We start from the raw sequence: 19,675 nt of genomic DNA on the forward strand, positions 1-19,675 counted from the left end.
GCGCTCCCCACCAACTGTCGGATCAGCGGGCGGGTCAGCAGGCGGGTCAGCGGGTGCGCCAGTGCTGCTCGGCGGGTGGATCAGCCGGTGCGTCAGTCCTGCTCGGCAGGGACGTGCTCGGCGTCGCCCATCAGCCGCAGCGCGACGCGCAGCTTCTCGGCGGACTCATCCATCCGGGACTGATCCGGGTCATCATCAGCCTGGGCGAAGCTGTGGTCGGCCATGGAGTTTGAGGGCCAGACGTGCAGGTGCATGTGTGGCACCTCATAGCCGGCGATGCTCAGCCCGGCACGCTGCGAGCCGAAGGCCTCAACCTGGGCCTTGCCGATGCGGTGAGCGACCTGGAACAGGTGCGTCATCAGCGGAGCCTCGGCCTCGGTCCACCGGTCCACCTCTTGGCGCGGCACGACCAGGGTGTGGCCGTAGGCCAGCGGGGCGATGGAGAGGAACCCGACGCAGGTCTCGTCCTGCCACACGAAGCGGCCTGGGATCTCACCGGCGATGATCTTGCTGAAGACTGTGCTCATGCCCCCACTCTAAGGGCGACTGCTAGTCTGGAGCGAGCATGAACGAGAACACCTCCACGCCCCCGGCCCGCGGCCGATCCACCCGTCAGAAGCGCGCCGTCTGGGCCGCGCTGCATTCCTTGGATGACTTTGTCAGCGCCCAGGATCTGCACAAGATCCTCGATGGACGCGGCGAGAAGGTCTCTCTGGCCACGGTCTACCGGGTGCTGCAGTCTCACCAGGAGGAGGGCCTCGTCGATGTGCTGCGCCCCGACGACGGTGAGGCGATCTTCCGGCTCTGTGAGCGCGAGGAGCACCACCACCACCTGGTGTGCCGCTCCTGCGGGCTGACCGTGGAGTTCGAAGCACCCGCCATCGAGGAATGGGCGACCAAGCTCGCGCAGGAGCAGGACTTCACCGAGGTCCGGCACACCCTGGAGATCTTCGGCCTCTGCGCCAGCTGCGCCGCGATCGCCCGCGGCTGACTCCGGTCAGCCCTTGGCGACGCGAGAGCGGATGAGCGCGAACCCTCAGGCGGCCAGCGCCGCGGCGGCCTCCCGGCGACGGTTGCGGCCCCCGCGGCCGATGAGCACGCAGACCACATAGATCACGAAGGAGATCGTGGTGATGTAGGGACTGATCGGCACCGTGCCGGTGATCGCGAGCATGATCCCGCCCACCGAGGAGATCAGCGCGAAGAGCATCGAGAGCAGCACCGCCAGATACGGCCGCACCGTGACCTTCAGCGCCGCCGCCGCCGGGACCACCAGCAGCGCCAGCACCAGCAGCGCCCCGACCACCTGCACCGACATCGCCACAGCAATGCCCAACAGCACCATGAACACCATGGAGAGCAGATTCACGTGGACCCCGCGCGCGCGGGCCAGCTGCGGATCCACCGAGGCGAACATCAGCGGTCGCCAGATCAGCAGCAGCACGATGCTGATCACCACCGCGCCGGTGACCAGGGTCTGGGTCTGGATGTCATCCACGCCCACGATCTGTCCGGTGAGCAGCCCGAACTTGTTCGCGCTGCGGCCCTGATAGAGCGAGAGGAAGAGGATCCCCAGGCCGAGGCCGAAGGGCATCAGCACCCCGGTCACCGCGGAGGTGTCCCGGTCCTTCAGACTCAGCACCCCGATCAGCACCGAGGCGGCGACGGCGCCCAGTGCGGAGCCTGCGACCACGTCGACGCCGATCAGCAGCGCCAGCGCCGCACCGGCGAAGGAGATCTCGGCGATGCCGTGCACCACCAGGGCGGTCCGGCGCAGCATGATGAACACCCCGATCAGGCCGCCCATCAGGCCCAGCACGCCGGCGGTGATCACCGAGTTCCGGACCAGGGAGAAGAGCTCCCAGTAGCCTTCGGTGGTGAACGAGCTGGTCAGCGTCTCCATCATGGCAGCGCCAGCTCCTCTGGGTGATAGTGGCAGCTCTCGTCGTGGGTGGACATCACCAGCAGTCGCCCCTTGTGCTCGATGACGTCCACGTTCGAGCCGTAGAGCTCGGAGAGCACCTGCGAGCGCATCACCTCGGCGGTGGTCCCGATCCGGTACTGGCCGCGGGCGAAGTAGAGCACCCGGTCCACGTGCTCGATCACCGGGTTGATCTCGTGGGTCACGAAGACCACCGCGGAGCCGCGCTCCACGGCCTGGCGCCGAATGAGCTCGGTGACCGCCTGCTGATGGTTCAGGTCCAGGGAGTGCAAGGGCTCGTCGCAGAGCAGCACGGCGGGGTTCGAGGCCAGCGCCTGGGCGGCGCGCAGTCGCTGCTGCTCCCCGCCGGAGAGCAGACCCACCGGCATGTCGGCGTAGGCGGTGGCGCCCACCGCCTCGAGCAGCTCATCCACCCTGTGGCGCAGCCGGCGGGGGTGCAGCCGGATGCCGAATCGGTGCCCGTCCAGACCCAGCGCCACCATGTCGCGGGCCCGCATCGGGGTCTCCTCCGGCATGGTCTGCTGCTGCGGGATATATCCCACCCGGCTGCTGCCGCGGCGCACGGGGGCACCGGCGATCGCCGCCGTCCCCGAGCTGAGCCGGGTCAGCCCGAGCAGCACCTTGAGAAACGTGGACTTGCCGGCCCCATTGGGGCCCAGCACCGCGAGGAACTCCCCCGGCGCGAGGTCAAGGTCAAGCCCTTCCCAGAGTGTGCGCCCGCTGAATCCCACGCTCGCCTGGCGCAGCGCCACCAGTGGCTGGGCGGGTGAGAGCCCATCTGCCGAGGAATCAGTCACGCGACTCCCCCACGATGGCCTCCACCGCGGCGATATTGGCCTCCATCCACTGCTGGAAGGAATCGTGCTCCTCAGGGATGGTCTCGTTGAAGTCCAGCACGGCGACGTCGGCGCCTTCGGCTGCCTCCCGGATCTGCGCGGACTGGTTGGTCTCGGTCTGCGGGTTGTAGGAGAGCAGGTCGATCTCCTGATCCGCTGCGGCGTTGAGCGCCTGCTGGTAGAGCCGAGCCGAGACGTCGTCGCCGTGTTCGACTGCGGCCAGGAACTGCTGGTCCGTGGCGTCCTCGAAGCCGGCGTCGGTGAGCAGGAACTGGGAGACCGCCTCGGTGGCCAGGAAGCTCATGCCTTCGGCCTCGATGGCTCGGTTGCGCTCGTCCAGGGCGTCGATCTCTTCGGCCAGGGCAGCAGCATTGTCCTGATACAGCTCGGCGTTCTCCGGGGAGATCTCGGCCATGTGCTCGCTGAAGTCCTCCACGAAGTCGCTCATCGCGGCGAGGTCGTACCAGATGTGCTCATTGACGAAGTCCCCGGAATGGTCGTGGCCCTCGTGGGCGTCCTCGGCGTGCCCGTCGTGATCCTCGTGCTCCTCCTCGGAGTGCCCATCGTGATCCTCGTGCTCCTCTTCGGAGTGCTCGTCCCCAGCCGCCTCCGATTCCTCGGCATGGGCGTGCGCGTTCTCGCCCTCGATGAGCTGGTAGACCGCGTCCTCCTTGCCCGAGGTCGCGGCCAGCCGGGTGATGAACGGGTCGTAGCCACCGCCGTTGGCCACGATCACATCCGCGCCGTTCACGGTGAGACGGTCCTGCGGGGTGGCCTCGTAGGAGTGCGGATCCGCGGCCGCATTGTCCACCAAGGGGGTGACCTCGGCGGTGTCACCCAGGATCTGCTCAGCCAGGTCCGAATAGACGTCGGTGGAGGTGACCACGCTGATCTGCTCGCCCTCTGCGGCGGGGGCGCCGGTCTCCTCGGTGGAGTCCGCCGGGCCGGTGCATGCGCTGAGCAGCAGGGCGGTTGCGCCGAGCAGGGCGACGGGGGGAAGCAGACGGGGCGCGGGCATGGTCGTACCTTCTTCGTGGGGGATGCTGCGGGGTCACGGACAGCTGGAACCAGCGTACGGCCAGACATTGTTGAGAACAAATCTCAACTAGACCGGGTGGTCCGCCCGGTCGCTTGACTCAGCTCTGGTCCTGATCGGCGACGCGTCGACCTTGGGGCGTGCCCGGGGTGCATCGCATCGTGAATCTCTCCTGCACCCGGCTCCCGCACCCGGCGCGCACCCCCGAGGCCCGTGGCCAGATGCTCGGTGATCCGAGAGACCCCAGGGCCTACCGCGGGTTCACCAGGATCCGGAGAGCGGCTTGCCCTCGTCGTATCCGGCAGCAGACTGCACCCCGGCGACGGCGCGCTGACGGAACTCATGCAGCGAGTCCGCGCCGGCGTAGGTCATCGCGGACCGGACCCCGGCCGTGATCGAGTCCAGCAGGTCCTCCACCCCGGGCTTGGCGGGATCCAGGTACATCTGAGAGGTGGAGATGCCCTCTTCGAAGATCGACTTCCGGGCGCGGGCGAAGGCGCTCTCCGCCGCGGTGCGATTCTGCACCGCACGGGAGGAGGCCATCCCGAAGCTCTCCTTATAACGCCGCCCGTCGACGCCGGTGAGCATGTCCCCGGGAGACTCATAGGTGCCGGCGAACCATGAGCCGACCATCACCTGCGAGGCCCCGGCCGCCAGGGCGAGGGCGATATCGCGCGGGTAGCGCACTCCCCCGTCGGCCCAGACATGGGCGCCCAGCTCGCGGGCCGCCGCTGCGCATTCGAGCACGGCGGAGAACTGCGGGCGGCCCACCGCGGTCATCATCCGGGTGGTGCACATCGCGCCCGGTCCCACACCGACCTTCGCGATGTCGGCGCCGCCCTCGATGAGCTCACGCACGCCATCGGCGGTGACCACGTTGCCGGCCACGATCGGAACACCCAGCCCGGCCGACTCAACTCTCTGGCGCACGGTGCGCAGAGCTTCGAACATCTTCTGCTGGTGCCCGTGGGCGGTGTCGACCACGAGCACGTCGACCCCCGCGCCCAGCAGCGCATCGGTCTTCCCGGCCACGTCGCCGTTGATCCCCACCGCCGCCGCGACCTTGAGTCGAGACTGGGCGTCGAGGTTCGGCCGGTAGAGCGTGGAGCGCAGCGCTCCGCGCGGGGTGAGCACCCCGGCGAGCACGCCGTCCGAGGTGGTCACCGGGGCATAGTCCGCACCGGCAGCATCCATCGCCGTGAAGGCCTGCTCCAGACCCGCGTCGGTGAGCACCTCCTCGGCGGTGAAGCGCAGCGGGGGCATGCGCATCACGGAGGCCACCGAGGAGAATCGATCCACCCCGAGCCCGTCGCTGGCCGTGACCACCCCCGCCAGGCGGAGATCCTCATCGACCACACACACGGCGTCGTGGTTGCGCTTGTCCAGCAGGTGCAGCACGTCGAGCAGGGAGTCCGTGGGCTGGACCTTCAGAGCGGTCTCCAACACCGGGTGACAGGACTTGACCCAATCGGTGACCTGACGGATGACCTCGAGCGGGACGTCCTGCGGGAGCACCCCCAGCCCGCCGCGACGCGCCATGGTCTCCACCATGCGACGGCCTGTCACCGCGGTCATGTTCGCCGAGACCACCGGGATGGTGGAGCCGGTCGCATCCTCCGCAGAGAGGTCCACCGCCATCCGGGACTGGGTGTGGGAGCGCGAAGGGACGAGGAACACATCCGAGTAGGTCAGGTCGGTGGTCGGTTCATTCAGAAATCTCACGGGGATCCGCGCCCTTCATAGTGCTGGTGATGATGCTCACGACCGATTCGACCCGGTCGCGTGCGTGCCCTGCGGGGCCCCTGACACGATACCGTGGCTGGTGGCGACACGGTACACAAAGTCACTATGCTTGGACGAGGTGAAGATCCAGGTGCACGAAGCTGTGCAGGATAACTACACAACACAATGGAAGAGGCGTATCCACAGTGCCAGAGCTAACGTCCAGCCGTCTTGCCGAGGAATTCCCGGGGAACGAATGGCTGGTCGCCGACATATACGACAAGTTCAAGGACGATCCGGACTCGGTGGATCGGAAGTGGGCTGAGATCTTCCGCCAGCTCGAGGGTGACGGTGATTCCCGTTCATCCGGCACGTCCTCCGCCCCCGCCCCCTCGGCGAACACTCCCGTGGAGCCCAAGACTCGCTCGGATTCCGGCAAGGATGCCGGGGCCAGCAGCAACGGGGCCGCGAAGAACGGGGCGGGATCCGAGAACAGCCCCGCGAAGTCCCCGGCCAAGCCGAAGGCGGACTCCACCCCGAGCGCGGAGAACCAGCGTGACTCCGCCACTGAGACCACCCCGGCCACCGCCACCCCCGCCGAGCCGGAGAAGTCGCAGAAGCCCGAGGGTGAGAAGAGCTCCTCCGGGGGGAAGCCGGTGGCCCCGCGGAACCCGACGACGAAGAAGTCCGGCGGCTCCTCCAGCACCCCGATCCCCTCCGAGCCCTCCTCCGCGAAGTCCGACTCCTCGAAGAAGGAGGAGAAGGAGGACAAGGTGATGCCGCTGAAGGGCATCTCCAAGGCCATCGCGGCCAACATGGACGCCTCGCTGACCGTTCCCACCGCCACCACGGTGCGCGCCGTGCCGGCGAAGCTGCTGATCGACAACCGCACGGTGATCAACAACCACCTCAAGCGGACCCGCGGCGGCAAGGTCTCCTTCACCCACGTGATCGGCTATGCCCTGCTCAAGGCGCTGCGCCAGCACCCGGCGATGAACGTCACCTACGACGTCCAGGACAACAAGCCGGTGGCAGTGCACCCGGCACATGTGAACTTCGGGCTGGCCATCGACATGCCCCGCCCGGACGGCACCCGCGCTCTGGTGGTGCCGAACATGAAGGCCGCCGAGGAGATGAACTTCACCGAGTTCTGGGCCGCCTACGACGACGTCGTCAAGCGCGCCCGGGACAATAAGCTCACCCCCGGTGACTACGCCGGGACCACCGTCTCACTGACCAACCCCGGCGGCATCGGCACCGTGCACTCGGTGCCCCGGCTCTCCAAGGGCCAGGCCGTGATCGTCGGTGTCGGCGCGCTCGAGTACCCCGCCGAGTTCCAGGGCGCCTCGGAGAAGACGCTGAACAACCTGGCGGTCTCCAAGGTCATCACCCTGACCTCCACCTATGATCACCGGGTGATCCAGGGCGCCGGGTCAGGAGAGTTCCTCAAGACCATCCACGAGTACCTGCTCGGGAAGAACGGGTTCTACGAGGAGATCTTCGAGGCGCTGCGGATCCCCTACGAACCCATCCAGTGGTCCGCCGACATCCAGGTCAATCCTGAGGATCAGATCAACAAGGTCGCCCGGATCCAGCAGCTGATCCACTCCTACCGGGTCCGCGGTCACCTGATGGCCTCGGTGGATCCGCTGGAGTACCAGATGCGCAGCCACCCGGACCTGGACATCGAGTCCCACGGGCTGACCCTGTGGGACCTGGACCGGGAGTGGCCCACCGGGGGCTTCGGCGGCAAGTCGATGCTGCCGCTGCGCAACATCCTCGGGGTGCTGCGCGACACCTACTGCCGCAGCACCGGTGTGGAGTACATGCACATCCAGTCCCCTGAGGAGCGGCAGTGGTTCCAGGACGAGATCGAGCACCCCTACGAGAAGCCCAACCGGGACGAGCAGTTCCGGATCCTGGGACGACTCAACGCCGCTGAGGCGTTCGAGACCTTCCTGCAGACCAAGTTCGTGGGGCAGAAGCGGTTCTCCCTCGAAGGCGGAGAGTCGCTGATCCCGCTGCTGGACACGATCCTCTCCGAGGCGGCGGACGAGGGCCTCGACGAGGTCGCGATCGGCATGGCGCACCGTGGTCGCATCAACGTGCTGACCAACATCGCCGGCAAGACCCACGCCCAGGTGTTCCGTGAGTTCGAAGGCCGCGAGGCCGGGACCGGCTCGGGAGATGTGAAGTACCACCTGGGCACCCGTGGCTCCTTCACCTCCGACCGCGGCAACTCGACCAGCGTCTACCTCGCCGCGAACCCGTCCCACCTGGAGGCGGTGAACCCCGTCCTGGAGGGCGTGGTGCGCGCCATGCAGGACCGGATCAACCAGGGAGCGGACTCGCTGAACTCGTTCTCCGTGATGCCGCTGCTGGTCCACGGCGACGCGGCCTTCGCCGGCCAGGGCGTCGTGGCGGAGACGCTGAACATGTCTCAGCTGCGCGGCTACCGCACCGGCGGCACCGTGCACGTGGTCGTGAACAACCAGGTCGGCTTCACCACCGCACCTTCGGCTGCGCGCTCGATGACGTACTCCACGGACATGGCCAAGGCCATCCAGGCGCCGATCTTCCACGTCAACGCCGATGACCCGGAATCCGTGGCGCGCGTGGCGCAGCTTTCCTTCCGCTACCGCCAGCGGTTCAACAAGGACGTCGTGATCGACCTGGTCTGCTACCGCCGGCGTGGGCACAACGAGGGTGACGATCCCTCGATGACCCAGCCCAAGATGTACAACCTGGTGGAGGCCAAGCGCACCACGCGTCGGCTCTACACCGAGGCGCTGGTCGGACGTGGTGACATCACCCAGGAAGAGGCCGATCAGGCGCTGCGCGACTTCCGACAGCGGCTGGAGCGGGTCTTCACCGAGACCCACGCCGCTCAGACCCAGCCGGTCTCCACGGCTGATCCCGAAGCCTCCGGCACCCGGGGGATGGCACCGACCGCCTCTGAGGATGAGACCAGCACTCCGGAGCGCGAAGGCACCGACACCAAGATCAGCGAGGACGCGCTCGCGCACATCGGTGAGGTGCACACCAACATCCCGGAGAGCTTCACCCCGCACCCGAAGCTGAAGTCCCTGCTGGAGAAGCGGGCCAAGATGGCCCGTGAAGGCGGCATCGACTGGGGCTTCGCGGAGATCGCGGCGTTCGGCTCGCTGCTCATGGAGGGCACCGAGGTCCGCCTGGCCGGTCAGGACTCGCGCCGCGGCACCTTCGTGCAGCGCCACGCGGTCTTCCACGACCGGGTCAACGGTGATGAGTGGTACCCGCTGAAGAACCTGACCGAGGATCAGGCCCGGTTCTTCATCTACGACTCGCTGCTCTCCGAGTACGGGGCACTGGGCTTCGAGTACGGCTATTCGGTGGAGAATCCGAATGCGCTGGTGCTCTGGGAGGCCCAGTTCGGCGACTTCGTCAACGGCGCCCAGATCATCATTGACGAGTTCATAGCGACGGCTGAGCAGAAGTGGGGACAGAAGTCCTCCGTGGTGATGCTGCTCCCGCACGGCTATGAAGGTCAGGGACCGGATCATTCCTCAGGCCGCCCGGAACGGTTCCTGCAGCTGTGCGCCGAGGACAACATGACCGTGGTCCTGCCCTCCTCGGGTGCCAACTACTTCCACCTGCTCCGGCGCCAGGCGGTGGCCCGTCCGCGGCGTCCGCTGATCGTCTTCTCCCCGAAGCAGCTGCTCCGGCTGAAGGCGGCGGCGAACTCGGTGGAGGACTTCACCACCGGCACCTTCCAGGAGGTGATCCCGGATCGCGAGGTGGACGCCGCGAAGGTCAAGCGCGTGCTGATCGTCTCGGGCCGGCTCTACTACGACCTGATCGCCACTCGGAACAAGCACAAGGATGAGACCACCGCGATCGTCCGGCTCGAGCAGCTCTATCCGATGCCGGTCGAGGAGCTGCAGGCCGAGCTGGACCGATACTCCTCGGCTGAGGAGGTCGTCTACGCGCAGGACGAGCCGATCAACCAGGGACCTTGGCCGTTCCTGGGCATGAACCTGCGTCCGCTGCTGAAGCAGGAGCTGAAGCTGGTCTCCCGCGCTGAGTCTGCCGCCACCTCCGTGGGGCAGGCCAAGCGTCACGCCAAGGAGCTGGAAGGCCTGCTGAGCAAGGCCTTCCCGCACCTGGACCTGTGACCTGATGGAACAGTCCACTCAGGATCTCAGAGCCGCAGCCTCCGGTCACCGGCGCCACGTGCGCATCGTCGCCCTGGGCGACGAGCTGCTCAGCGGCGTCGGTGACCCCCGCGCCCTGGGGTGGTTCGGTCGGGTCATCTCCAAGACCCCGATCGAGGGAATCACCCTGGAGCACTACGCCCTCGCCATGCCCGGCGAGGGCACCGAGGCGCTCTCCGAGCGCTGGCAGGACGAGGCGGTCGCCCGATTCTCCGCGGTGACCGCCGACGGCGGGACACCGGAGCGCCATCTGGTCGTCGCACTGAACGACACGGACCTCTACAGCGCCACCTCCTCCGCCAGGTCCCGGCTGAACCTGGCCAACATCCTGGACCGAGCCTCACAGGAGGGCATCCGCTGCCTGGTGCTGGGCCCGGTCCCGACCCTGGACGCCGAGCGCAACCAGCGGATCTCCGAGCTCAACGCCGCCTACCGGGACGTGGCCTCGCGCCGGTCCCATGTCTATGTGGACGCCTATGCCCCGCTGGTCGGCCATGAGCAGTGGCGCAGTGACCTCGCGGCGAACGGCGGACTCCCCGGCCAGGCCGGCTACGGCCTGCTCGCCTGGCTGGTGCTGCACCGCGGCTGGTATCCGTGGTTAGGGCTCCAGGAGCCGGTGGCCTAGAATTATCCCAGCCGACGAAAGGAGTTCATCATGAGCAAGCGTGGACGCAAGCGCAGCGCTCGTCGCAAGAAGAACGCCAACCACGGCAAGCGCCCCAACTCCTGATTTCAGTGACGCACGGGTCTTGCTGCGGCTGACGTGATTCTCCCGGCAGCGCAGACGACAGAACCCCCTGCAGAGATGCTCTGCAGGGGGTTCTCTCGTCTCGGACCAGGGATGGGCGGTGCAGGGTTCAGCCCGGCTGAAGCCCAGCATTCGCCGGGCTGATCAGCCCGGGGACTCAGCGGGCGGCGTCGTCCTGCTGGTGTCCGGCCTCGATGCGGATCTGGCTGATCCGCTCCAGGATGGTGACCTTCAGCGTCTCCGGGGCCCGCTCGGCGCAGGAGCGGCGGACCACGGTGCGGATGATGCACTCGAGGTCGTAGTCATTGGCGCACTCCGGGCAGGCATGCAGGTGGGCTTCGACCTCACCGATGTCTTCCCGGCTCAGCGCGCCATCGGCGTACTCATAGATGCGTTCCATGCGGGTCTGCTGCTCGGTGCAGTCCCCGTCCTTGCAATTCTCGTCGAGCCATTTCCCGGGGCGGACCTCGGTGGCCTGAGTGGGGTCTTGGTCGTTCATGGTTTGGCCTCCTGCTTCTTGAAGCCACGTTCACGGGCATAGTCACTGAGAAGTTCGCGCAGCAGCTTCCTGCCGCGGTGCAGTCGAGACATCACCGTGCCGATGGGAATGTTCATGATCTCGGCGACCTCTTTATAGGCGAATCCCTCGACATCGGAGAAGTAGACCGCGAGCCGGAACTCCTCGGGGATCTGCTGCAGCGCGCTCTTGACGTCGGAGTCCGGGAGGTGATCCAGCGCCTCCGCCTCGGCCGAGCGCAGTCCGGAGGAGGTGTGCTCTGCGGCCTGAGCCATCTGCCAGTCCTCCACGGTGTCCGTGTTGGCCTGCAGCGGCTGGCGCTGCTTCTTCCGGTAGATGTTGATGTAGGTGTTGGTCAGGATCCGATAGAGCCAAGCCTTGAGGTTCGTTCCCGGCTTGTACTGGTGGAACGACGAGTACGCCTTGGTATAGGCCTCTTGAACCAGGTCCTCGGCGTCCTGCGGGTTGCGCGTCATCCGCATGGCAGCTGAATAGAGCTGGTCCACGTACTGCAGCGCCTCGCTCTCGAAACGCACGCGACGCTGCTGTTCGGTCTCTTCGGCGACGACGACGCTGCTGGGATCTGCATCTGGGCCGGTGGCTGCGGGCTTTTCCATCACCTCTGAGTCTACTCGCACAGCGCACACCTGGCGTCGGAGGTCGCGCGTGCTGTCACGGACGCGCCTCGGGGTCAGAGTCGGTGTGGTCATACCGGGCACAACGACGACGCCGCGCTCCGCATTCCTGTCCAGACGCCAGTCTGGTGGGACGGCCTCGAGGAAGGCGCCACAGCCGCGCCCGGGGTGCGTTCTGATCCCCGGGATCCGGGTGCTGATTCCCGTGACAGCCCTGATTGGGTAGATTGGACCTTGAACGATGCCTCAGCGCCACACTCCTACAGGAGGACACTATGTCTCTGCTTCGTAAATTCGCCCGCCCACTGCTGGGCGCAAGCTTCATCGCCGGCGGTGTCGACCGTCTGCGCAACACCGATGAGGCCTCGGCGAGGATCGAGTCCACCCTCGAGGAGATCGGCTCACTTCTCCCCCAGGCCGAGCCGCTGGTGTCCAACGCCAAGCTCACCACCCAGGTCCTGGGCGGGGTCGAGGTCGTCGCCGGCGTCGCACTGGCCGTCGGCCGGTTCCCCCGCGCCTCTGCGCTGATGCTGGCGGGGGTGCACAAGTTCAACAGCTACGCCGAGTACCGCAACGCGGAGATCGAGAACGACTCCGACGTCACGGCTCAGCGCAAGACGCTGCTGAAGAACGCCTCGATCCTCGGCGGCCTGACCCTGGCCCTGGTGGACCTCGACGGCAAGCCCTCGCTGTCCTGGCGCGCCGAGCACCTGGCGAAGACCACCCGGAAGAAGGGCGCCAAGTTCGGCGACAAGACCTTCAAGTGGGCCGACGATCTCGGCAGCGATGCGACCAAGAAGGTCCGCAACTTCGAGAAGAACGCCAAGAAGAACTTCCAGCGCGCCGAGAAGGACGCTCTGAAGGCCATCAGCGACGCCTCCAAGGGTGCCAAGAAGAAGACACAGGCCACCAAGAAGAAGGTCGGAGCCTAGAGCCCCACGACGTGAGCACTACATCTACACCTGCTGCACAGATGCCCCCGCAGCCGTGGCCCGCGCCACGCGCGGGGGCATCTCTGCGCGCAGAGGTCACCGTCCCAGGATCGAAGTCTCTGACCAACCGGTATCTGCTGCTCGCGGCGCTGGCCGACGCGCCCTCGGTGGTGATCAATCCGCTGCGCTCCCGCGACTCCCGACTGATGCTCGACGCGCTCACGGCACTCGGCAGCACCGTCGAGCACCTTCCGGACTGGGAGGGCTCCGGGGTCCCCGCCGTGCGGATCTCCCCGCTCCCCGGACTGCCCAAGAGTCCCAGCGGCCCTGAGGACCTCGGTGCCGCTGACGGCACAGAGCAGGCGGCTCCGCCCCCGCACGGCTCGGCTGCTGAGCTCGCAGCAGAGACCGCAGCGGCCCCGGAGTCCCCCGAGGAGCTGCACATCGACTGCGGACTGGCCGGAACCGTGATGCGTTTCCTGCCCGCAGTCGCCGCGCTGACCGGGCGAGCAGTTCATTTCGACGGCGACCCCGAGGCGCGGCTGCGCCCGATGGGAGCCGTCCAGCATGGCCTGCGCGAGCTCGGGGTACAGATCACCGGAGCAGGTGCACCGGCCCCGGGAGGCGAAGGCCACCTGCCCTTCACCGTGCACGCACCACAGGGCCTGCACGGCGATGAGATCACCGTCGACGCCTCAGCCTCCTCCCAGTTCATCTCCGGGTTGCTGCTCACCGCCGCGCGGATGCCGCGCGGACTCACGCTGCGCCACGTCGGGGACGCCGTGCCGTCCCTGGAACACGTGGAGATGACCTCCCAGGTGCTCGCCGAACTCGGAGTCCAGGTGAGCAGCCCCGCACTGCACACCTGGCGGGTGGAGCCCGGCTCGATCCCCGGCTTCACGGTGCGCGTGGAGCCTGACCTCTCCAACGCCGGACCGTTCCTCTGCGCGGCGGCCGTGACGGGCGGCGAGGTGACCATGCGCGGCTGGCCCCTGACCTCCACCCAGATCGGACGCCGCTGGACCGAGCTGCTTCCGGCCTTCGGCGCCGAGGTCCAGCACCAGCCCGAGACCTCGACCACGGTGACCCTGCAGGTGCGCGGCACCGGGCTGCGCAGTCCAGGCAGCGTCGACGGCACCGCCGAGCTCACGCCGACTGTGGCCGCACTCGCCGCGCTGTGCCCGGAGCCCACCGTGTTCACCTCGGTGGGGCATCTGCGCGGCCACGAGACCGACCGGATCGCCGCCCTGGTCACCGAGATCCGCCGGCTCGGCGGCACCGCGACAGAGACCGAGGACGGCTTCAAGATCACTGCACCGGTGACCCACGGCGGTCTGGTGCACAGCTACGCCGATCACCGGATGGCGACCTTCGGCGCCGTGCTGGGACTGGCCCTCGACGACGTCGAGGTCGAAGACATCGCCTGCACGGCCAAGACCATGCCCGACTTCCCGCAGCTCTGGAAGGCGATGGTCGCGCTCGAGCATGAGACGGAGGACGGCGCAGAGCCCGGACCCGGAGATGCACCGCTGCCGGAGCATCGCACCGAGTCGGGACGGCGCCGATGAGCCGCTGGGCGGACTGGGACGAGTCACATGTACGGGTGCGCCCGAACAAGAAGGGCTCGCGTCCCCGGACCAAGGAGTCCCCCGACTACGCCGACGCCGAGCTGGGCCGGGTGGTCACTGTGGACCGCGGCCGGTACACCGTGCGTCTGGAGGATTCCGACGGCGTCGAGCGGATCGTCTCGGCAGTGCGTGCCCGCGCGATGCGCCGCACCCCGGTGGTCCCCGGTGACATCGTCGGCCTGGTCGGTGACACCAGCGGGGACGACGGCTCGCTGGCACGGCTGATCCGGATCGAGGAGCGCTCCACACTGCTGCGCCGCAGCGCCGAGGACACCGACGACGCGGAGCGGGTGATCGTCGCCAACGCAGATCAGCTGCTGATCGTCGTGGCGGCCGCCGATCCGGCCCCGCGCACCGGATTCATCGACCGTGCCCTGGTCGCGGCCTACGACGCGGGGATCACCCCGATCCTCCTGGTCACCAAGGCCGACCTGGTCGAGGACGCGGCAGACCCGGCCGGACTGGTCAGCCACTACGCCGAGCTGGATCTGCAGACCGTGATCTCCCAGCAGGCCACAGGTGCGGCCTCGGGGTCACCGAGCCTGGACGCGGCCGCAGTCACTGCGCTGCGCAGCGCGCTCACCGAACGCGTCACCGCGATGATCGGTCACTCCGGTGTGGGGAAGTCCACCATGGTCAACGCGCTGACCGGCGCGGACCGGGCCACCAGCGGGGTCAACGCGGTCACCGGGCGGGGCCGGCACACCTCATCCTCCGCAGTGGCGCTGAACCTGGAGCCTGCAGAGTCCCTGAGCGCCCGCGCGGCGCGGAACTCCTGGGTGATCGACACCCCGGGGGTGCGCACCTTCGGTCTGGCCCATGTCGCCCCCGACGACGTGCTCGGCGCATTCTCCGATCTGGTCGAGGGCTCCACCCAGTGCGAACCCGGGTGTGCCCACATCTCCCCGGAGGGCGGCTGCGCCCTGGACGCCTGGGTGGCCGATGGCCACGCCGGTGACCACGGCTCCGCCCGACTGGCCTCGCTGCGCGGGCTGATCAGTTCGATGGCGGGCACCGAAGATGGCCCCTCGGAGAAGCGCCTCGGCGCGTAAGGCCGTGAATGCGGTGGGTGTCGCCCGGTGATTGCTAGCGTGGCGCTATGAGCCTTAGCACCAGCGCCTACACCGATGACCTGCGCCTGGCGCATATCATCGCCGACTCCGTGGATGCGAAGACGATGTCCTACTTCTCCTCCATGGACTTCGAGGTCGAGACCAAGCCCGACCTCACCCCGGTCACCGAGGCGGATCGTCAGGCCGAGGAGCTCATCCGCGGCCAGCTCGGCCGGGCACGCGGCCGGGACGCGATCCTGGGTGAGGAGTTCGGCTCCACCGGGTCGGGTCCGCGCCAGTGGATCATCGACCCGATCGATGGGACCAAGAACTTCATCCGCGGCGTGCCCGCCTGGGCCACACTGATCGCCCTGGTCGACGACGGAGAGCCGGTGATCGGGCTGGTGAGTGCACCAGCGCTGGGCCGGCGCTGGTGGGCGGCCAAGGACGGCGGAGCCTATACCGGGAAGTCCCTGGCCTCGGCCAAGCGGCTCCAGGTCTCCAAGGTCAGCCGGCTCGAGGATGCTTTCTTCTCCTACTCCTCGCTGGCCGGATGGCGGAAGCTCGGCCGAAGCCAGAACTTCCTCGAGCTCACCGAGACGGTCTGGCGCACCCGCGCCTTCGGGGACTTCTGGTCCTACTGCATGGTCGCCGAGGGCCAGGTGGACATGGCGGCTGAACCCGAGCTGAACCTGCATGACATGGCGGCACTGGTGCCGATCATCCGCGAGGCCGGGGGCATCTTCACCTCGCTCGACGGGGAACCCGGCTGCACCGGAAGCAACGGGCTGGCCACCAACGGGCTGCTCCACGACGCCGCCCTAGGTGCACTGGCCGCAGACCGACCCGCCCCTTTCTGAGCCTGCCTGTCCGGAGCCCCGCCGAACTCTGAGATCTGCTTCGTCCTGAGCTCCCTCCCGCATTCGCTTGCAGTTTTAGGTGTGCCTAAATCATACTGTGGGCATGCATCGCCGTAGGACTGACTTCCTCGCCGCCGGGCTCGCCTGCGCCCTGGGCCTGAGCGGATGTGCTGCTGCAGGCCCCGACTCTGCGGATGCTCCCGGGGAGTCGCAGCTGCCTGTGGTGTTGACCAGCTTCTCGGTATTGGCGGATATGACCCGCGCAGTGGGCGGGGAGCTGGTGGACACCCGCTCGATCACCCCGCCCGGGGCGGAGATCCACGAGTACTCCCCCACCCCCGGGGACCTCCGCGATGCCGCCGCAGCAGACCTGATCTTCTTCAACGGACTCGGCCTGGAGGCCTGGTACGAGCAGTTCCTCAGCCATTCCGAGGTCGAGGTGGTGCTGCTCTCGGACTCGGTCGAGACCTTGCCGGTGACACGCCTCCCCGGGGACTCCCCCGGCGGAGACGTCGAAGCGGGGACGCTTGAGGACGATGCGAGCGCCGAGCTGCCGATCAACCCGCATGCCTGGATGTCGCCGGCCCAGGCCATGGTGTACGTGGAGAACATCGAAGCCGCCCTGACTCAGCTCGCACCAGAACATGCCGAGGAGTTCTCCGCCAACGCCACCGCGTACCGGGAGGAGATCCAGGCCATCTGGGACCGGGCCGAGGAGCAGCTGGAGTCGCTGCGAGAGGACACTGACGTGCACCTGGTGACCTGTGAGGGCGCCTTCAGCTACCTGGCGGAGGATCTGGACCTCGGCGAGCACTACCTGTGGCCGCTGAACGCCGAGGACGAGGGCAGCCCGCAACAGGTCCAGGCGCAGATCCGTTACGTCGAGGAGCACCAGGTGCCCACGATCTTCTGCGAGTCCACCGTCAACGACTCCGCGCAGCGCCAGGTGGCCGAGACCACCGGGGCCACTTTGAGTGAACCCCTGCATGTGGACTCGATCACCGAGTCCGACGGCCCGGCGCCGAGCTACCTCGAGCTCTTGGAACACGACCTGGACCTGATCCTAGAAGGAGCCCGACCGTGAGCACCTCCGTGCACTCAGAGACGAACCCAGGGCGCAGCGCCGACCAGCCGGAGGCAGCGCGCGCCGCCGTCGTCGTCGACCGGCTCAGCGCCGGATACCCCGGCGTCCGGGCCCTGGAGGAGGTCAGCCTGACCGTGGCGCCGAGCAGCATCTGTGCCCTGCTGGGCGCCAACGGCTCGGGGAAGTCCACGCTGTTCCGGGCGCTGCTGGGACTGCATCGGCCCACCTCAGGGGGCGTGCGGCTCTTCGGGCTGGACCCGGCCAGGGCCCGACGTCGCAACCAGGTCAGCTATGTGCCGCAGCATGAGCAGGTCGACACGAGCTTCCCGGTCAGCGTGGAGCAGGTGGTCATGATGGGACGCTACGGGCATATGGGTCTCACCCGTCGGCCCCGACCGAGCGACCGCCATGCGTGTGATCAGGCCTTGGAAGAGGTGGGTCTGAGCCAGTTGCGCCGGCGCGGGATCGGTGAGCTCTCCGGAGGGCAGCGCAAGCGGGCCTTCTTGGCCCGGGCGATCGCCCAGCAGGCACCCCTGATGCTCCTGGATGAGCCCTTCGCCGGCGTGGACCGGGGCTCCGAGGAGCTGATCATCAGGGTGCTCAAGTCGCTGCGAGACACGGCCGGGACCACGGTGCTGGTCTCCACCCACCATCTGGCCGGGGTCGAGGACCTCGCCGATGAGGTGGTGCTGCTGCATCAGCGGGTGCTCGCCTCCGGCAGTCCCGCCGATGTGCTCACCGAGGATCAGCTGGGCCGCAGCTTCGGCGCCGTGCTGCGGGAGACCCCCTGATGTGGGAGCTGCTCGTCCCGCCGATGGAGTTTCCCTTCATGCAGCATGCCCTGGCGGCTGCGGTCATCTCTTCGGTGGTCTGCGCGATGCTCTCCTGCTGGCTGGTGCTCATGGGGTGGTCGCTGATGGGCGAAGCAGTGGCGCACTCGATCCTGCCGGGGATCGTGCTGGCGCACATCTTCGGGGTGCCCATGGCACTGGGGGCCTTCGTGTTCGGGATGCTCGCGGTGCTGCTCATCGGGGGGATCAGCGGGGGGTCCACGCTGAAGCACGACACCTCCATCGGAGTGGTGTTCACCTCGCTCTTCGCGCTGGGGCTGGTCCTGGTCTCCCGGACCCCGAGCGAGACGCATCTGACCCACATCCTCTTCGGCAATGTGCTGGGCATCTCGCAGCAGGACCTGCTGCAGACCGCCGGCCTGGGGCTCGCCACGGTCGCGGTGCTGCTGACCCTTCGGCACAGCTTCGTGCTGCTGGCCTTCGACAAGATCCACGCGCACACCATCGGACTCTCCACCGGGGCACTCTCGGTCCTGCTGCTGGCTCTGCTCGCGCTGACCACGGTGACCTCGCTGCAGACCCTGGGAATCCTGCTGGTGGTCGCTATGCTGGTGGTGCCGGGCGCCACCGCGCTGCTGCTGTGCCGCCGCTTCGGCCCGATGCTCGCAGTGGCCGCGTCCAGCGCGGCCGCGTCGGCGGTGATCGGTGTCTACGCGAGCTATTGGCTGGACATCTCCACCGGCGGCTCGATCGTGCTGGCACAGTCGGGTCAGTTCGCACTCGCCTATCTCTTCGCCCCGGTGAAGGGGATGGTCCCGCGGCTGCGGCGGCGCAGACAGCGCCCCACCTCCGAGCGTGGAGAGCCTGCCCGTCCGATCCACAAGCTCCTCGATGTGAAGGACCCCGCCTAGATGACTCCCCGCACCTCAGCACAGGGCCGCTCCACCGCGATCGACGCCGCCACCACCTCGGTGGAGGACTACGCGAAGACGATCTACGGCCTCTCCGAGTGGGATGGCGCCTCGGTGACCGCCTCAGCGCTGGCCAAGACGCTGGGCGTCTCGAACCCGTCGGTCTCGTTGATGGTGCGCAAGATGGCAGACCTCGGCCTGGTGGAGCACCGCCCATATGCCCCTATCGCGCTGACCAGTGCCGGGCGCGAGCTCGCGCTGGCCATGGTCCGGCGCCATCGACTGATCGAGACCTGGTTGGTGCGCGAGCTCGGATACGACTGGGGTGAGGTCCATGATGAGGCCGAACGCCTCGAGCACGCGGTCTCGGAGACCTTCGTGGACCGTCTTGATGTGCGGCTGGGACAGCCCCGGGTGGACCCGCACGGCGATCCGATCCCGGGCCCCGATCTGCAGCTGCACTACCCCGAGACCCTGCTGCTGTGCCGCGTCCAGGCCATGGCCCAGGTCCGGTTGGAACAGGTCGACGACGCCGTGCCCGATGCGCTCTCCGCCCTCGACGCCCACCGGGTTCCCATCGGTGCGCAGGTCACGGTGCAGGCCACCGAGGGCGGCGCCGTCGTGCTGACCCCGGCCGGGACCACCGCCCAGGAGGCCGCTGTGACCTCGACCTCCGCGGTGACCTCCGCCGCAGCACCGGCACCCAGCAGCATCCGGCTGGCTCATGAGGTGGCCCACGCCATGCGCGTGAGCGTCATCCGCTGAGGACAGGTCTCGCGACGTATCCT

Annotated in this window: 19 protein-coding genes; 12 read left to right on the forward strand and 7 right to left on the reverse strand. The window is 67.9% G+C overall.

Annotated elements, in window-relative coordinates; genetic code table 11:
* Positions 1-92: 92 nt before the first annotated feature.
* Positions 93-527: an HIT family protein gene (locus HNR24_RS05465; RefSeq protein ID WP_182495238.1), complete on the reverse strand. Its 435-nt coding sequence runs from the start codon at positions 525-527 to the stop codon at positions 93-95.
* 38 nt (positions 528-565) lie between these two features.
* Here HNR24_RS05465 and HNR24_RS05470 point away from each other — a divergent pair, with 38 nt between their 5' ends.
* A complete protein-coding gene (locus HNR24_RS05470; protein ID WP_058888710.1) occupies positions 566-991 on the forward strand; it encodes a Fur family transcriptional regulator in 426 nt (141 codons plus the stop codon).
* Positions 992-1,036: 45 nt separating this feature from the next.
* Here HNR24_RS05470 and HNR24_RS05475 read toward each other — a convergent pair whose 3' ends face one another.
* The 4 genes from HNR24_RS05475 to guaB1 all read right to left on the reverse strand — a co-directional run bounded on the left by HNR24_RS05475 (position 1,037) and on the right by guaB1 (position 5,536).
* A complete protein-coding gene (locus tag HNR24_RS05475) occupies positions 1,037-1,903 on the reverse strand; it encodes a metal ABC transporter permease (RefSeq protein ID WP_058888880.1) in 867 nt (288 codons plus the stop codon).
* Positions 1,903-2,739, reverse strand: a complete 837-nt coding sequence (locus HNR24_RS05480; RefSeq protein WP_310735392.1) for a metal ABC transporter ATP-binding protein — start codon at positions 2,737-2,739, stop codon at positions 1,903-1,905. The genes HNR24_RS05475 and HNR24_RS05480 overlap by 1 nt, the downstream gene beginning before the upstream one ends.
* Entirely contained in the window at positions 2,732-3,796 is a 1,065-nt protein-coding gene (locus HNR24_RS05485) for a metal ABC transporter substrate-binding protein (protein ID WP_182495239.1), read from the reverse strand. The genes HNR24_RS05480 and HNR24_RS05485 overlap by 8 nt, the downstream gene beginning before the upstream one ends.
* Before the next feature lie 279 nt (positions 3,797-4,075).
* A complete protein-coding gene (gene guaB1, locus HNR24_RS05490; protein WP_182495240.1) occupies positions 4,076-5,536 on the reverse strand; it encodes a GMP reductase in 1,461 nt (486 codons plus the stop codon).
* Between the two features lie 206 nt (positions 5,537-5,742).
* Between guaB1 and HNR24_RS05495 the strand changes: the two genes are divergently transcribed.
* The 3 genes from HNR24_RS05495 to HNR24_RS14365 are packed head-to-tail and all read left to right on the forward strand — an operon-like array spanning position 5,743 to position 10,459.
* Complete coding sequence (locus tag HNR24_RS05495) at positions 5,743-9,690, forward strand: multifunctional oxoglutarate decarboxylase/oxoglutarate dehydrogenase thiamine pyrophosphate-binding subunit/dihydrolipoyllysine-residue succinyltransferase subunit (protein ID WP_182495241.1); 3,948 nt, start codon at positions 5,743-5,745, stop codon at positions 9,688-9,690.
* A gap of 4 nt (positions 9,691-9,694) precedes the next feature.
* Positions 9,695-10,354 (forward strand): GDSL-type esterase/lipase family protein, encoded by a 660-nt coding sequence (locus HNR24_RS05500; RefSeq protein WP_058888706.1) that lies wholly within the window; start codon positions 9,695-9,697, stop codon positions 10,352-10,354.
* A 30-nt stretch (positions 10,355-10,384) separates the two neighbouring features.
* Positions 10,385-10,459, forward strand: coding sequence for a 50S ribosomal protein bL37 (locus HNR24_RS14365; protein WP_369699669.1), 75 nt, complete (start codon positions 10,385-10,387; stop codon positions 10,457-10,459).
* Positions 10,460-10,634: 175 nt separating this feature from the next.
* On the opposite strand, the gene rsrA is transcribed toward HNR24_RS14365, so the two are convergent.
* Both rsrA and HNR24_RS05510 read right to left on the reverse strand, forming a co-directional pair.
* Positions 10,635-10,877, reverse strand: a complete 243-nt coding sequence (gene rsrA, locus HNR24_RS05505) for a mycothiol system anti-sigma-R factor (protein ID WP_246310602.1) — start codon at positions 10,875-10,877, stop codon at positions 10,635-10,637.
* A gap of 95 nt (positions 10,878-10,972) precedes the next feature.
* Positions 10,973-11,611, reverse strand: a complete 639-nt coding sequence (locus HNR24_RS05510; protein ID WP_182495242.1) for a sigma-70 family RNA polymerase sigma factor — start codon at positions 11,609-11,611, stop codon at positions 10,973-10,975.
* A gap of 293 nt (positions 11,612-11,904) precedes the next feature.
* Between HNR24_RS05510 and HNR24_RS05515 the strand changes: the two genes are divergently transcribed.
* The 8 genes from HNR24_RS05515 to HNR24_RS05550 all read left to right on the forward strand — a co-directional run bounded on the left by HNR24_RS05515 (position 11,905) and on the right by HNR24_RS05550 (position 19,652).
* Positions 11,905-12,561, forward strand: a complete 657-nt coding sequence (locus HNR24_RS05515; protein ID WP_058888703.1) for a DoxX family protein — start codon at positions 11,905-11,907, stop codon at positions 12,559-12,561.
* Between the two features lie 11 nt (positions 12,562-12,572).
* Positions 12,573-14,129 (forward strand): 3-phosphoshikimate 1-carboxyvinyltransferase, encoded by a 1,557-nt coding sequence (locus HNR24_RS05520; protein ID WP_310735393.1) that lies wholly within the window; start codon positions 12,573-12,575, stop codon positions 14,127-14,129.
* Positions 14,126-15,241, forward strand: a complete 1,116-nt coding sequence (gene rsgA, locus HNR24_RS05525; protein WP_182495243.1) for a ribosome small subunit-dependent GTPase A — start codon at positions 14,126-14,128, stop codon at positions 15,239-15,241. The genes HNR24_RS05520 and rsgA overlap by 4 nt, the downstream gene beginning before the upstream one ends.
* Before the next feature lie 47 nt (positions 15,242-15,288).
* A complete protein-coding gene (gene hisN / locus HNR24_RS05530) occupies positions 15,289-16,101 on the forward strand; it encodes a histidinol-phosphatase (RefSeq protein WP_182495244.1) in 813 nt (270 codons plus the stop codon).
* 103 nt (positions 16,102-16,204) lie between these two features.
* Positions 16,205-17,185, forward strand: coding sequence for a metal ABC transporter solute-binding protein, Zn/Mn family (locus HNR24_RS05535; protein WP_083504828.1), 981 nt, complete (start codon positions 16,205-16,207; stop codon positions 17,183-17,185).
* On the forward strand, positions 17,182-17,976 hold the full coding sequence (locus HNR24_RS05540) for a metal ABC transporter ATP-binding protein (RefSeq protein ID WP_310735394.1): 795 nt from the start codon (positions 17,182-17,184) through the stop codon (positions 17,974-17,976). The genes HNR24_RS05535 and HNR24_RS05540 overlap by 4 nt, the downstream gene beginning before the upstream one ends.
* Positions 17,976-18,887: a metal ABC transporter permease gene (locus HNR24_RS05545; protein ID WP_182495245.1), complete on the forward strand. Its 912-nt coding sequence runs from the start codon at positions 17,976-17,978 to the stop codon at positions 18,885-18,887. Before HNR24_RS05540 ends, HNR24_RS05545 begins: the two co-directional genes overlap by 1 nt.
* The gene (locus tag HNR24_RS05550; protein ID WP_182495246.1) at positions 18,888-19,652 is read left to right on the forward strand and encodes a metal-dependent transcriptional regulator; all 765 of its coding nucleotides are present in this window, start codon (positions 18,888-18,890) and stop codon (positions 19,650-19,652) included.
* Positions 19,653-19,675 lie beyond the last annotated feature (23 nt).

The sequence above is a fragment of the Nesterenkonia sandarakina genome, from assembly GCF_014138825.1.
In the GTDB taxonomy this organism is placed as follows: Bacteria; Actinomycetota; Actinomycetes; order Actinomycetales; family Micrococcaceae; genus Nesterenkonia; species Nesterenkonia sandarakina.

Excerpts from the sequence above, each read along its gene's own strand:
- HNR24_RS05465 (WP_182495238.1), bottom strand. The coding sequence starts at position 527 with ATGAGCACAGTCTTCAGCAAGATCATCGCCGGTGAGATCCCAGGCCGC.
- HNR24_RS05470 (WP_058888710.1), top strand. The coding sequence starts at position 566 with ATGAACGAGAACACCTCCACGCCCCCGGCCCGCGGCCGATCCACCCGT.
- HNR24_RS05475 (WP_058888880.1), bottom strand. The coding sequence starts at position 1,903 with ATGGAGACGCTGACCAGCTCGTTCACCACCGAAGGCTACTGGGAGCTC.
- HNR24_RS05485 (WP_182495239.1), bottom strand. The coding sequence starts at position 3,796 with ATGCCCGCGCCCCGTCTGCTTCCCCCCGTCGCCCTGCTCGGCGCAACC.
- HNR24_RS05500 (WP_058888706.1), top strand. The coding sequence starts at position 9,695 with ATGGAACAGTCCACTCAGGATCTCAGAGCCGCAGCCTCCGGTCACCGG.
- rsrA (WP_246310602.1), bottom strand. The coding sequence starts at position 10,877 with ATGGAACGCATCTATGAGTACGCCGATGGCGCGCTGAGCCGGGAAGAC.
- HNR24_RS05510 (WP_182495242.1), bottom strand. The coding sequence starts at position 11,611 with ATGGAAAAGCCCGCAGCCACCGGCCCAGATGCAGATCCCAGCAGCGTC.
- HNR24_RS05515 (WP_058888703.1), top strand. The coding sequence starts at position 11,905 with ATGTCTCTGCTTCGTAAATTCGCCCGCCCACTGCTGGGCGCAAGCTTC.
- rsgA (WP_182495243.1), top strand. The coding sequence starts at position 14,126 with ATGAGCCGCTGGGCGGACTGGGACGAGTCACATGTACGGGTGCGCCCG.
- hisN (WP_182495244.1), top strand. The coding sequence starts at position 15,289 with ATGAGCCTTAGCACCAGCGCCTACACCGATGACCTGCGCCTGGCGCAT.
- HNR24_RS05535 (WP_083504828.1), top strand. The coding sequence starts at position 16,205 with ATGCATCGCCGTAGGACTGACTTCCTCGCCGCCGGGCTCGCCTGCGCC.
- HNR24_RS05545 (WP_182495245.1), top strand. The coding sequence starts at position 17,976 with ATGTGGGAGCTGCTCGTCCCGCCGATGGAGTTTCCCTTCATGCAGCAT.
- HNR24_RS05550 (WP_182495246.1), top strand. The coding sequence starts at position 18,888 with ATGACTCCCCGCACCTCAGCACAGGGCCGCTCCACCGCGATCGACGCC.